The sequence below is a fragment of the Flavobacterium sp. RSB2_4_14 genome (genome assembly GCF_051547085.1).
Taxonomy (GTDB): Bacteria; Bacteroidota; Bacteroidia; order Flavobacteriales; family Flavobacteriaceae; genus Flavobacterium.
The window spans coordinates 485,408-498,601 of record NZ_JBPTTL010000001.1 but is presented as its reverse complement, the minus strand read 5'-3'; the positions used below and the strand labels follow the sequence as shown (position 1 = coordinate 498,601).

General features: G+C 31.9%; 13 protein-coding genes and 1 tRNA gene. 8 read left to right on the top strand and 6 right to left on the bottom strand.

Going from position 1 to position 13,194, the window contains the following annotated elements; all coding sequences use genetic code 11:
- Positions 1-9 precede the first annotated feature (9 nt).
- The gene (locus ACSVH2_RS02260) at positions 10-390 is read left to right on the top strand and encodes a GldM family protein (RefSeq protein WP_438091538.1); all 381 of its coding nucleotides are present in this window, start codon (positions 10-12) and stop codon (positions 388-390) included.
- Positions 391-443: 53 nt separating this feature from the next.
- Here the strand turns inward: ACSVH2_RS02260 and ACSVH2_RS02255 are convergent.
- Positions 444-514: transfer RNA gene (locus ACSVH2_RS02255), tRNA-Cys, on the bottom strand.
- Between the two features lie 109 nt (positions 515-623).
- Positions 624-983: a dihydroneopterin aldolase gene (gene folB, locus ACSVH2_RS02250; RefSeq protein ID WP_438091537.1), complete on the bottom strand. Its 360-nt coding sequence runs from the start codon at positions 981-983 to the stop codon at positions 624-626.
- A gap of 122 nt (positions 984-1,105) precedes the next feature.
- Between folB and ACSVH2_RS02245 the strand changes: the two genes are divergently transcribed.
- From ACSVH2_RS02245 to ACSVH2_RS02230, 4 genes are all read left to right on the top strand, one after another.
- Positions 1,106-2,791: a glutamine--tRNA ligase/YqeY domain fusion protein gene (locus tag ACSVH2_RS02245; RefSeq protein ID WP_438091536.1), complete on the top strand. Its 1,686-nt coding sequence runs from the start codon at positions 1,106-1,108 to the stop codon at positions 2,789-2,791.
- 268 nt (positions 2,792-3,059) lie between these two features.
- Positions 3,060-3,389: a YtxH domain-containing protein gene (locus ACSVH2_RS02240; protein ID WP_438091535.1), complete on the top strand. Its 330-nt coding sequence runs from the start codon at positions 3,060-3,062 to the stop codon at positions 3,387-3,389.
- On the top strand, positions 3,389-3,739 hold the full coding sequence (locus tag ACSVH2_RS02235; RefSeq protein WP_438091534.1) for a competence protein: 351 nt from the start codon (positions 3,389-3,391) through the stop codon (positions 3,737-3,739). The genes ACSVH2_RS02240 and ACSVH2_RS02235 overlap by 1 nt, the downstream gene beginning before the upstream one ends.
- Positions 3,740-3,741: 2 nt before the next feature.
- A complete protein-coding gene (locus ACSVH2_RS02230) occupies positions 3,742-3,996 on the top strand; it encodes a DUF6327 family protein (RefSeq protein ID WP_438091533.1) in 255 nt (84 codons plus the stop codon).
- 26 nt (positions 3,997-4,022) lie between these two features.
- Here ACSVH2_RS02230 and ACSVH2_RS02225 read toward each other — a convergent pair whose 3' ends face one another.
- Positions 4,023-5,009: an SPFH domain-containing protein gene (locus ACSVH2_RS02225; protein ID WP_438091532.1), complete on the bottom strand. Its 987-nt coding sequence runs from the start codon at positions 5,007-5,009 to the stop codon at positions 4,023-4,025.
- Positions 5,010-5,087: 78 nt separating this feature from the next.
- Between ACSVH2_RS02225 and ACSVH2_RS02220 the strand changes: the two genes are divergently transcribed.
- Positions 5,088-5,729: an outer membrane beta-barrel protein gene (locus ACSVH2_RS02220; protein ID WP_438091531.1), complete on the top strand. Its 642-nt coding sequence runs from the start codon at positions 5,088-5,090 to the stop codon at positions 5,727-5,729.
- A gap of 76 nt (positions 5,730-5,805) precedes the next feature.
- Here the strand turns inward: ACSVH2_RS02220 and gltX are convergent, their stop codons facing one another.
- The 3 genes from gltX to ACSVH2_RS02205 are packed head-to-tail and all read right to left on the bottom strand — an operon-like array spanning position 5,806 to position 9,196.
- Positions 5,806-7,311 carry a glutamate--tRNA ligase gene (gltX, locus tag ACSVH2_RS02215; RefSeq protein WP_438091530.1) on the bottom strand — a complete coding sequence of 502 codons (1,506 nt, stop codon included), beginning with the start codon at positions 7,309-7,311 and terminating at the stop codon, positions 5,806-5,808.
- A 48-nt stretch (positions 7,312-7,359) separates the two neighbouring features.
- Positions 7,360-8,115: a hypothetical protein gene (locus ACSVH2_RS02210; protein WP_438091529.1), complete on the bottom strand. Its 756-nt coding sequence runs from the start codon at positions 8,113-8,115 to the stop codon at positions 7,360-7,362.
- A 49-nt stretch (positions 8,116-8,164) separates the two neighbouring features.
- On the bottom strand, positions 8,165-9,196 hold the full coding sequence (locus ACSVH2_RS02205; protein ID WP_438091528.1) for an alkane 1-monooxygenase: 1,032 nt from the start codon (positions 9,194-9,196) through the stop codon (positions 8,165-8,167).
- A gap of 133 nt (positions 9,197-9,329) precedes the next feature.
- Between ACSVH2_RS02205 and ACSVH2_RS02200 the strand changes: the two genes are divergently transcribed.
- The gene (locus ACSVH2_RS02200) at positions 9,330-12,779 is read left to right on the top strand and encodes a hypothetical protein (RefSeq protein WP_438091527.1); all 3,450 of its coding nucleotides are present in this window, start codon (positions 9,330-9,332) and stop codon (positions 12,777-12,779) included.
- Positions 12,772-13,194, top strand: a complete 423-nt coding sequence (gene ybeY, locus ACSVH2_RS02195) for an rRNA maturation RNase YbeY (protein ID WP_438091526.1) — start codon at positions 12,772-12,774, stop codon at positions 13,192-13,194. The genes ACSVH2_RS02200 and ybeY overlap by 8 nt, the downstream gene beginning before the upstream one ends.

Genomic DNA, 13,194 nt, shown 5'->3' with positions numbered 1-13,194 from the left:
TTCCATTATATGAAAAGAATAATTATCTACTTCTCTTTATTTTTTTCAGTTTCATTTTATGGGCAAAATGATTTCATACTTACCATTAAAGGAATTGATGCAAGTAAACCTATTAAGTTTAAAAAAGAAGCGTTAAAAAATGCTGTAATTGAATTTAAGGATAATAAGTTAATAAAGTTTAATATTATTGGTTTCAAAATTAAAATTCCTGGAGTTCAAGCTGAGGAAATAAAAGGAAATAAAATAGATGAAAGAATCTATAATAAAATATTTCGAATTGTATCTAAAGGAGATATTATTGTTATTTCTGATATTAAAACAAATACTTTTATAGAAGAAAAAGGTCCATACCCTGATCCAATGTTTCCTATAGTAATTGAAATTTTTTAATTTATAAAAAAATTATCCATAAAAAAAGAGCTACTATTTCTAGTAACTCTTTGAGGCATCGTCCGGGTTCGAACCGGAGTAGTCGGTTTTGCAGACCGGTGCCTAGCCGCTCGGCCACGATGCCAGTTGGACAGCAAATATAGAATAAAAATAACAAATTCCAAATTCCAAATTCTAAATCAAAATAAACTTGGTAGTAGCAAATTGGATTTTGGAATTTGAAAAATAGGAATTTAACTCCTATATTCTTCCAATTCAATAGTAACAGCTTCAACATCACCACCAATAGGAGGATTGAGTTTTGATACCGCCACAACTATTCTAGATACAGCAGGAATTTCTCCAAAAATTCTAGTCACTATTCGGTGACCTACATGTTCCAATAATTTGGAACGAATAGCCATTTCCTCTACCACAATTTGGTTTAAAAGCACATAATCAACAGTATCTTTTAAATCATCGGTTATTGAAGATTTTCTTAAATCAGTTTTTATTTCTAAATCTACACGATAGTCTGAGCCAATCTTTGCTTCTTCTGCTAAGCAACCGTGAAAAGAATAAGTTCTAATATTTTGGAGTTTTATTGTTCCCATTTTAAAGGTTTATGGTTTTTAGTTTTGAGTTCATAGTTTTTAAAAACAGTTTTCAGAAGAAAACTATAAACCATAAACCATAAACTCTAAACTTTTTTATCTTTGCTAAAATTACAAAAATAATGTCTACAGAAGAGAAGTCACTTAATTTCATTGAACAAATTATAGAGGAAGATTTAAAAAACGGTTTGTCCAACGATAAATTGCGCTTTCGTTTTCCACCTGAACCAAATGGATATCTTCACGTAGGTCATGCCAGTGCTATTTGTTTAAATTTTGGTTTAGGAATTGATTATCAAGCGCCTGTAAATTTGCGTTTCGATGATACTAATCCAGCCAAAGAAGAGCAAGAGTATGTTGATGCTATCAAAAGAGATATCGAATGGCTTGGTTTTCAATGGGATAAAGAATGTTATGCTTCTGATTATTTCCAACAGTTATACGATTGGGCTGTTGAATTTATCAAAAAAGGAAAAGCTTATGTTGACAGTCAATCCTCTGAAGACATGGCTAAACAAAAAGGAACTCCAACACAAGTCGGAACTGATTCGCCTTTCAGAAACCGTTCGGTTGAAGAAAATTTAGACTTATTGGAGCGCATGAAAAACGGTGAATTTCCAAATGGAACACATATTCTTCGTGCTAAAATCGATATGTCACACAATAACATGTTGATGCGTGATCCTATTATGTACAGAATTTTACATTCTCACCATCATAGAACTGGTGATACATGGTGTATTTATCCAATGTATGATTGGGCACATGGCGAAAGTGATTATTTAGAACAAATTTCTCATTCGTTTTGTACACTCGAGTTTTTGCCTCATCGTGAATTGTATGATTGGTTTTTAGATCAAGTGTATGATGAAACCAAAGTGCGCCCAAAACAAAGAGAGTTTGCCCGAAGAAATCTTTCTCATACTGTTGTTTCTAAACGAAAATTATTGCAATTAGTAGAAGAAAATCATGTGACTGGTTGGGATGATCCAAGAATGAGTACGATTTCTGGAATGCGTCGTCGAGGTTATCCGCCAATGGCAATTCGGAATTTTGCAAATACTATTGGAATCGCAAAAAGAACAAATCTGATTGACGTATCACTTTTAGAATTTTGTGTTCGCGAAGTTTTAAACAAAACAGCACCAAGAGTAATGGCGGTTTTAAACCCAGTGAAGTTGTTGATTACCAATTATCCTGAAGGAAAAGAAGAAATTCTTGATGCTGAAAATAGTCAAGAAGACGAAAGCTTAGGCTTTAGAAAAGTTCCTTTTTCTAAGGAATTATTCATCGAGAGAGAAGATTTTCAGGAAGAAGCCAATAAGAAATTTTTCCGATTGACATTAGGAACAGAAGTTCGTTTAAAAAATGCGTACATCATTAAAGGTGAAAGCGTTATAAAAGACGAAAACGGAAATATTATCGAAATTCATTGTTCCTACGACACCGATTCTCGAAGCGGAAGTGGAACAGAAGCCAGCCAACGAAAAGTAAAAGGAACCATTCATTGGGTTTCTATAGCACATGCAATTCCGGCAGAAGTTCGTATTTATGACCGATTGTTTTCTCATGAAAGTCCTGATGGAAACAAAGAAATTGACTTTAAGGAATTCATCAATCCCAATTCATTAGAAGTAATTACAGGTTATGTAGAACCAAGTTTGCAATCAGCAAAAAATTTAGACCAATTCCAATTTCAGCGTTTAGGATATTTTTGTGTTGATAAAGACTCATCTTTACAAAAATTAGTTTTTAACAAAACAGTTGGTTTGCGAGATACCTGGGCAAAAGTGGAAAGTAAAGAATAAAAAAAGAATATAGATTTTATTGATGAAAGCCCTAATTTATTAGGGTTTTTTCTATTATTAGAAATTATTATAGTTTGTTTAAAAGTGATTTAATAAAACTATTAAAAACGGCTTTCATAAATCACTTTTATTCCTCTTTTAAAATCTTTGGGAGCTAATTTATACCTAGACCAACAATCGTCTTTAAAATTGCTTTAAAATAAGTTAATGGTTTTTGAACAACAAATCTATATTTTTCGTAACTTTATACTATTAAATTTTAGAAATCATGTCAAATTTAAACAGTAATAGCATTTTAGCACTTCTAGCTGGAGCAGCAATTGGTGCTGGCTTAGGAATTTTATTTGCTCCCGATAAAGGTTCAAAAACCAGAGAAAAAATTAAAGGCGGTTTTGATGATTTAAAAGACCAAGCAAAATCAAAATGGACTTCTCTTGAAACGGAAGCGAAACAAAAGTTTACAAGTACTAAAGACGAATTGAAAGATTCGATAGATACTTTACTTTCTGATACAAGTTACAAAACCGAAGAAGCAATCGTTTTTTTGGAAGAGAAATTAGCCGAGCTAAAAAAACAAAACGCAAAACTTCATAAATAATGGCATTTGAAGAATTAAAAGAAAATGTCGAAGCGGTACAAGAAAACACCAAAGCATATATAGAAACCAGTTTGGCTTACTATAAGCTTTGGGGTTTTAAAGTGGCTATGAAGTCAACTACATTAATGGTTAAGTTTTTCTTAATTGCATTCTGTTTGATGATAGTTTTGCTTTTTTTGTCAATTGCGGGCGCATTTGTTTTTGGTGAGATGTTAAATAGTTATCCTTTAGGTTTTTTGTGTGTGGCAGGAATATATTTGGTTTTGGCTTTACTTTTATTCTTAGTTAAAGACAAAATAGTAGAAGGACCAATTTTAGAAAAATTCTCAGAAATATTTTTTAACGACTAATCATGGAAAACAAAAAATATTCATCCTACGCAGAAATTGAGCTCGAGTTACAAATCCTAAAAATCGAAAGGGAAATTCATTACCAAAGAATACTTTTAGGGATTGAAAAAACCAAGGAAAGTGTGGTTCCTACCAAGGCAATTTCTTTACTCGGCAATATATATGATAAAGTGTTTTCGGGCGCTTATGGTATTATTATCAAAACAGCAATTCCAATTTTTATCAATTGGTATATAAACAGAAAAAGAGGCGATTAAGCCTCTTTTTTGTTGGTAGAACAATATTAAACCTCACTCTCAGGATTTGAAGTATCCGAAGGATTGTAATCTGTTGAAGTGGTATCATTTTTTGTTTTTACTCTTTTTGGCTGATGTTTCATGGTTTCACCAATTTGGTTACTTGCAGTAAAACTTGCCACCATATTATTCAGCATATCGCTTCCAGCTTGAGGTGAATTTGGCAACAAAATCAAGTTTGAATTAGTATCAGCACCAATAGCTTGTAAAGTATCATAATGTTGAGTAACTACAATTAACGCCGAAGCTTCTTGCGAGTTAATTCCAACTTGGTTCAATACTTCCACACTTTCTACCAAACCGCGAGCAATTTCTCTTCGTTGATCGGCAATACCTTGACCTTGTAATTTTTTACTTTCGGCCTCCGCTTTTGCTTTGGCTACAATTCTAATTCTTTGTGCTTCAGACTCGAATTCAGCAGCCGTTTTTTCTCTATCAGCAGCGTTAATTCTATTCATGGCATTTTTTACTTGAATATCTGGATCAATATCAGTTACCAAAGTATTGATAATATCATATCCATATGTAGTCATAGCTTCATTTAATTCTCTTTTTACTGCAATAGCAATATCATCTTTTCTAACAAAAACATCATCCAAAATAAGCTTTGGAACTTCAGCACGAACTACGTCAAAAACGTAAGCCGTGATTTGATCATGAGGGTATTCTAATTTATAAAAAGCTTCATACACTTTGTCCTGTATCACTTTAAACTGAACCGAAACTTTCATTTTGATAAATACGTTATCTTTCGTTTTGGTTTCAATCAAAACATCCAATTGTTGAATACGAAGGTTCACTCTTCCAGCAATTCTGTCGATTACAGGAATCTTAAGTTGTAAACCTGAGTTTCGAATACTAGTAAATTTCCCAAAGCGCTCAATGACTACAGCAGTTTGTTGTTTAACAGTAAAGAAAGAAGATAACAATACAAATAGTCCGAAGACCAGAAAGGCAATTAAAAAAACATCCATTATTTTATATTTAAATTGTTAGTATAGTCTTTATACGAAAAATATGTATGTTTGTTACAAATTATAGAATAGCATTTCATGAACAAAAAAATCACGTTCCTTTTATTGATGTTTTCATCATTTGGATTTGCGCAATATGGTTACAGAGATGGAAACAGAATTGGAATTTCGGCTGGTGTTTCACAAACTTCTTTATTTACGAGTAACTTTAATTCTTCACCAGAAACTGGTTTTGCAGGCGGACTTTCTGTTAGAGGAAATTATTATAACAATTGGAGCATGATTTATGGCATGCAGTTTTTTTCTAATAATTTTTCACTTGAAGCTAATTTTGACCAAAAAGTAAAATACAATATTCAAGGAGTTCAAATAAGAATATTGTTCAGCTATAATATTGTTGAAGATCATGTTTCGCTAGATTTTGGACCTACACTTCAAATAAATGGTAAACTTCAAATTGCCGACTCTGATGAAAGTAAAATTTTAAAAGACACCTCTTTGCGCGCTGACCAAATTTTGGATGTTTCAACAGTTAGTGGTAATTTTTATTTGGGCGTTTCTGCAGGAAGTAGAACGGTTCGTGCACTTATTTTTTACGAATATGGATTTACCAACCTTTTTAGTAAACTCAACAAAGATGAAGAGTTAAAACCACTTTACAATGGTGATCTCAAAGGTAATTTGGGAACCATAAATGGTCAAGTTGTTTTTTACTTATAAAAAGTAAAACCGCAAATTCACAAATTATCATTATGACTTAGTTTGTGAATTTGCGGTTAATCTATTCTTTAGCTAGTTACAAACTAGTAATCGCTTTTTCTAATCGTTTGATAGTTTCTACTTTTCCAATCAATTCCACAATATCAAAAAGATGTGGTCCTTTCAAAGCACCAACCAAACTTAAACGAAATGGTTGCATTACTTTCCCCATTCCAATTTCATTTTGTGTCATCCAATCTTTCACAATTGTTTCGATGTTTACAGAAGTAAAATCTTCAATAGTTGATAATACATTAATCAATTGTTTCATTAATTCTGGCGTTTCCTCTTTCCAATTTTTTGCTGCTTTTTCATCGTAAGATGTTGGCGCTACAAAGAAATAATCTGCTAAATCCCAAAATTCAGAAACAAAATTGGCTCGCTCTTTTATAGAGGAAACAATTTTAATTAATTTACCATTTTCAACCGAGATGCCTTTTTCATTTAAAATAGAAGCAAAGGTTTTCGCCAAACTTTCATCACTCTGCTTTTGCAAATACTGATGATTGAACCATTTGTTTTTCTCAGGATCAAATTTGGCTCCCGCTTTGTGAACTCTATTCAAATCAAATTTTTCAGCCAATTCTTTTAAAGAAAATATTTCTTGGTCTGTTCCGTCATTCCAACCCAATAACGCTAAAAAATTAATGACAGCTTCTGGGAAAAATCCGTTTTCTCTATAACCTGATGAAATGCCTTCTTCCGTTTTCCATTCTAGTGGAAATACTGGAAATCCCATTTTATCACCATCGCGTTTGGATAATTTTCCGTTACCGACAGGTTTTAAAATCAACGGTAAATGAGCAAATTCTGGTGCTTCCCAACCAAAAGCTTTGTATAATAATACGTGTAAAGGCATTGATGGCAACCATTCTTCACCTCGAATAACATGAGATGTTTCCATTAAATGGTCATCTACAATATTTGCTAAATGATACGTTGGCATACCATCGCTTTTAAATAAAACTTTATCGTCTAATAAATTCGTTTCAAAGTTGATTTCACCACGAATAATGTCATGCAAATGCAACGTTTCATTTACAGGTGTTTTAAATCGTATTACATAAGTTACACCAGATGCAATTCTTTTTTCAGTTTCTTCTTTTGAGATTACTAACGAAGTATCTAGCTTCTCACGATTGTGCCAATTGTAAATAAACGTTTTTCCTTGTTCTTCGTGTTGCTTTCTATGCGCATCTAAAGATTCTGCAGTGTCAAATGCATAATATGCCCAACCAGAATTAATCAATTGTTCAGCATATTGTTTGTACAATTCTTTTCTTTCGGATTGACGGTAAGGACCAAATTTTTCATTCTTTCCAACGGTTTCACTAGGCGCAATTCCCAACCATTCCAATGCTTCCATGATGTATTCTTCAGCTCCAGGAACAAAACGATTTTGGTCGGTGTCTTCAATTCTTAAATAGAAAACACCTTTATGTTTTTTTGCGAAAAGATAATTGAAAAGCGCCGTTCTCACTCCGCCAATATGTAATGGTCCAGTTGGACTTGGTGCAAAACGCACACGAACTTGTTTAGACATTTTTATAAAGTAATTTTATTGAGGTTATTTTAAGACATGTATAAAGAGTTATTTTTTATTAATACTTGCTTTTGTAACAATTATTATAACTCCATTTTTCCCTTTTTCGCCATATTTCTCAACGGCGCTTTCTTTCAAAACCGTAACAGTTTCAATATCTTCTGCATTGAATTTCTTTAGTTCTTCTTTATTCACTTCTTTTCCATCAATTACATATAAAGGAGAATCCTCTTTTTCTTTAAGGTATTTGTAACAGTTGGAAACAATATCTACACCTTCAATTTTTTTTGTAATATAATAAGCTTTATCAATTGGATATCTTGGCTCTTTACTTTTATCAATAGCAACATAAAAATAAATTTTGTCGTCATTTAAACTCCAAAAATCTGAACATCCTCTAGAAATCCAAGTATCTAATTTTGAATATTTTTCAATAACAATTTTAGCAGTCAATTCATTGATATTGATATATGTTCCGTCAGGAAGATATCCTTTAAATTCTTTTGTTAATCTTATTTTACTAATATAATATCCATAAGAGTCTTTTTGAAATATTACATTAGGATATAATGAGGAAACATATCCTTTTCTGTTTTCAAACCTACTATCTTCGACAAAACCATCAGAACACAAATCCATTTCAACAACTTCAACTTCTTTTAGATTTTCATCTTGTTTTTTTAAATCTGATAATTTGAGTTCACAAAGTTTTATTTCAGAAAGGAGAATAAGTTTTTCATCTTTATTTTGAGCAAATGTTGAAGATGTTAAAAAAAATAAAATAAAAAAATTTGCTCTAATCATTTTTTATTGCATTATGAATTAATTTAATGTATGCTCTGCAAAGATACAATTAAGACTTCATTTCCAAAGGAATTCTTTTATTCATGACAGCAAACCAAAGCGGAGGGAAAAAGGACAAAACCATGGATGTTGGATAGCCATAAGGCATTTTAGGAGAAACATCATGGTATTCTAATATTTGATATTTCTTTTGAGATTTAAAGTGATGATCGCTGTGTCGCGTTAATTCATAAAGCATAATTCTGCCTAGGATATGATTTGAATTCCAAGAATGTTTTTCGGTTACACGTTCGTATCTTCCTGAGGCAAGTTGGTTTCTTTTCAAACCATAATGTTCAATATAGTTGATGGTTTCTAATAATAAAAAACCAACAATTCCAGAAAACAGCGCTACGATTAAACCAGTTTTTCCAAAGAAATAAAAAATCAAAACCAGATAACTAATTTGAATAATGGTGAACCAAAACATATCGTTTTTTATTGAAAACCATGAACGATTTTCAATTTGATTTAATTTCTTCTGAATTTGCCATGCTTTGCTATACGTTCCCGTTATGGTTTGATACCAAAAAGCATATAAATTCTGATTGTATTTTGCCGTTGACGGATCTTCAGGAGTGGAAACATGTAAATGGTGTCCGTGATTGTGTTCGATAAAAAAATGAGTGTAATGTGATGGAATTAAAAGTAATTTTCCAAGAATTCTCTCGAATAACTTTTCTCGATGTCCTAATTCATGAGCTACATTTATTCCGTTAGCGCCAAGAATAATACCCAAACTAATGGTCATGCCTATTATTTCAAAAAGTGACAAATTTATACTAGTAATTTTGTGCAGCGTAAACCAAATTGACCCATATACAATTATCACATTAAGGTATAATAACACATCAAATAGTTTGTTTTTCAATCTGTTTTGAATTTCAGTTTCAGTATAATTATCAGCATCAATAGGTAATAGTAATTCCAAAACGGGTAATAATACAAATGTAAATAGCAACCCAGCGTATGACCAAATGCCTCCAAAATATATTCCTAGAATTCCAACTAAAGGAATACTGTAAGCTAATAAATATTTCATTTTCAGTTTGTTTTGAGTTTAAAATTAACTAAGAATTAGGTAATCTACAAGCTTTTTTCTTTGACATTTTTTTAACGCTTTCTTATTTAATTTAAATTGTACATTTATCGGTTATAAATCAGCATTACAAAAATTGGAGAAATCAAATATCATTTATCAAAAATTAGAAGACTTTATTAAAAAGTTTTATACCAACGAATTGTTGCGAGGCACCATTTTCTTTGTTGGATTGGGATTGCTGTATTTTATTTTCACGCTTTTTGTAGAGTATTTTCTTTGGCTAAAACCTACAGCGAGAACAATTTTGTTTTCCCTATTCATTTTGGTAGAATTGTTTTTGTTGCTTCGTTTTATTTTGTTCCCCATTTTTAAATTGTTTAAACTTCAGAAAGGAATTGACTATCAAGAAGCTTCAAATATTATTGGAAATCATTTTAACGAAGTAGGCGATAAGCTGACTAACTTTTTACAACTTTCGCAAGACCAAAATAAATCGGAATTATTACTAGCATCTATTGACCAAAAAGCAAATACGTTACAACCAATTCCTTTTGGAAATGCCATAAACTTTAGCAAAAACAAAAAATATTTACCGCTTGCTATTATACCAGTTTTGTTTTGTTTGTTTTTTATGATTTCGGGCAAGAGCGACATTCTATCTCAAAGTTTTAATAGAGTGGTCAATTTTAAGCAGCAATTTCTTCCTCCAGCACCTTTTGAATTTAAGGTTTTAAATAATAATCTTCAAACCGAACAGAACAAGGATTTTTTGTTAAAAGTGAAGACCATAGGTAATGTCGTTCCAGAAAACGCGATGATTTTTATAGGCGATGAAAGTTATTTTATGGAAAGTAACAAAGCGGGAGAATTTGAATTTATTATCCCAAAACCATCTGAAGACATTGAATTTCATATTGAGGCCAATGATGTTTCCTCTCATGATTATGAATTAAAAATCGTAACCGTGCCTTCGATTGCAAATTTCGAAATGGTATTAAACTTTCCGGGCTATTTAAATAAAAAAACTGAAATTATAAAAGGAACTGGAAATGCTATTATTCCAGAAGGAACACGAGTAACTTGGAGAATGAATACTTTGGCTACTCAAAAAGTAGAATGGGTAAACCAAAACAATCTTTTTGCTTTTTCTAAACAAGAAAATACTTTTCTACTTTCTAAAAATATTCTTCAAAATGTTGATTATCAAATTTTAACATCAAACAATAAGGTTCAGAATTATGAAAAATTAAATTATCAGATTTCTGTAATTAAGGATCAATTTCCAACGATTACCGTTAACAATGCTCCAGATAGTTTAAAAGTGAATACTAATTTTGTTCTCGGACAAGTTTCCGACGATTATGGACTTTCTAGACTTCAAATAGTCTATTATCCTAAAGACACACCAAATAGTGCTAAACGAGCTTCTATTGCTGTAAAGAAAGACATTTACGACCAGTTTGTGTTTTCTTTTCCTAGCAATCTTCCGGTGGAAGAAGGAGTTTCGTATGAGTACTATTTTGAGATTTTTGACAACGATGCCATCCATAATTTCAAAAGCAGTAAATCGTCTGTTTTTAGTAACCGAATTGCCACCGAAGTTGAAAAAGAAGATCAAATGTTGCAACAACAAAATGACAACATTAATTCATTGGCAAAATCATTGAAAGCCCAAGACAAGCAATTATCTGAAATGGATAAATTACAAAAAATGGGCAAGGAAAAAGAAAGTCTTGAATATAAAGAACAACAAAAGATTGATAATTTTCTAGAGCGTCAAAAACAACAAGATGAGTTGATGAAAGAGTTCTCAGAAAAGATGAAAGACAATCTCGACAAATTCCAAACTGAAAAGAAAGATGAGAAAAAAGAGTTACTCCAAGAAAGACTAGAAAAAACACAAAAGGATTTAGAGAAAAACCAAAAACTTTTGGACGAACTAAAGAAACTCAACGAAAAAATAAGCAAGGAAGAGTTTTTCGAAAAAATGGAAAAATTCAAACAAAACAGTAAAAACCAGACTAAAAGTTTGGAACAACTTGTGGAGTTAACTAAGAAATATTATGTAGAAAAGAAAGCAGAACAGCTAGCAGATAAACTTGATAAATTGGCTGAAAAGCAAGATAAACTTGCAGATAAAAACGATGAGAATAATGCCGAAAAGCAAGAAGAAATCAATAAGGAATTTGATAAACTTCAGGAAGAATTAAAAGAATTAGACAAAGAAAACCAGGAACTAAAAAGTCCAATGGATTTACCAAAAACAGAGGAGAAAGAAAAAAGTATTGATGAAGATTTAAAAAACGCTAAAGAACAACTACAAAAGCAACAAAAAGACAAAGCAAAGCCAAAGCAAAAAAGCGCTTCTAAAAAAATGAAGCAAATGAGTCAACAGATGCAAGAACAAATGGCTTCGGCAGAAATGGAACAAATGGATGAAGATGTTGCTATGCTTCGACAAATTCTGGACAATCTGTTGGCCTATTCTTTTTCACAGGAAGACGTCATGAAACAGTTTAAAAATTTAAATCGCGGTGCGCCATCTTTTAATAAAAATTTAAAAACGCAACAAGATTTAAAACAACAATTTAAACATGTCGATGATAGTTTATTTGCCTTGTCTTTGCGTAATCCAAAAATTGCAGAAGACATTACCAAAGAGATAGGTAACGTTCAATATAATGTTGATAAAGCATTAGAGAATTTGGCCGAAGCTAATATTCCAAAGGGAAATTCACACCAACAATATGCAGTATCTGCTTCCAATAAACTAGCAGATATGTTAAGTGATATTTTGAATGGTATGCAAATGCAAATGTCTGGTGCAGGACAAGGAAAACCAAAACCTGGAAAAGGTGAAGGTTCAGGAATGCAGCTTCCAGATATTATTAAAAAGCAAGAAGGTTTGGGTGAAAAAATGAAAAAGGGAATGAAAAAAGGAGACAAACCAGGAGAAGGAAAAGAAGGCAAAGATGGAGAATCTGAAGGCGGAACCGAAGGAAAAAAAGAAGGCAAAGATGGAGAATCTGAAGGCGGAACCGAAGGAAAAAAAGAAGGTAAAGATGGTAAAGAAGGAAGCGGCAAAAACAGTAAGAACGGCAAAAACGGTCAAGGTGGCGGAAATGGAAATTCACAAGGCAATAAAGATGGTGAAAACGGTGAAGATGGAGAAGGAGATGCCAAAGCTATAATGGAAATTTATAAAGAGCAACAACAATTGAGAGAAGCGTTAGAAAAAGAATTAAAAAAACAAGGTGTTGGTGGAAATGGACAAAATGCTATTGACCAAATGAAACAAATAGAGAAGCAATTGTTGAATAAAGGTTTTAATAATGAAACACTTCAAAAAGCATTGAATCTAAAATACGAGTTATTAAAATTAGAAAAAGCAATACAACAACAAGGTGAAGATAAAAAGCGACAATCAGAAACCAATAAGAAAGAATTTAACAATCAGGCGAATGCATTACCGGCAAGGCTTCAAGAATATTTAAATAGTATTGAAATTTTAAATAGACAAAGCTTACCTTTGCGCTCCAATTTTAACCAAAAGGTTCAAGAATATTTCAAAACCAATGATTAGTTTTAACTACGAATTTGACTTTCAATTAGAGGATGAGTCTTTATATTCTGAATGGCTTTCAAGAGTAATTCTTTCGGAAAAGAAGAATGAAGGAGAGATTAATTATATCTTTTGTGATGACGATTATTTAGTTGAAATCAACCAACAATATCTCAAGCATGACACTTTAACGGATATCATCAGTTTTGATTATTCTATAGGAAATGAATTACACGGAGATATTTTCGTTTCTGTTGAAAGAGTTCGCGAAAACGCCATTGATTTTAATGTTTCTTTTGAAGAAGAACTAAAGAGAGTTTTGGTTCATGGAGTTTTACACTACTGTGGTTATAAAGACAAGAGCGAGAAAGACGAAATGCTAATGCGTCAAAAAGAGGAAGAGAAAATGGTAATGTTCCACGTGAAACAAAACTAA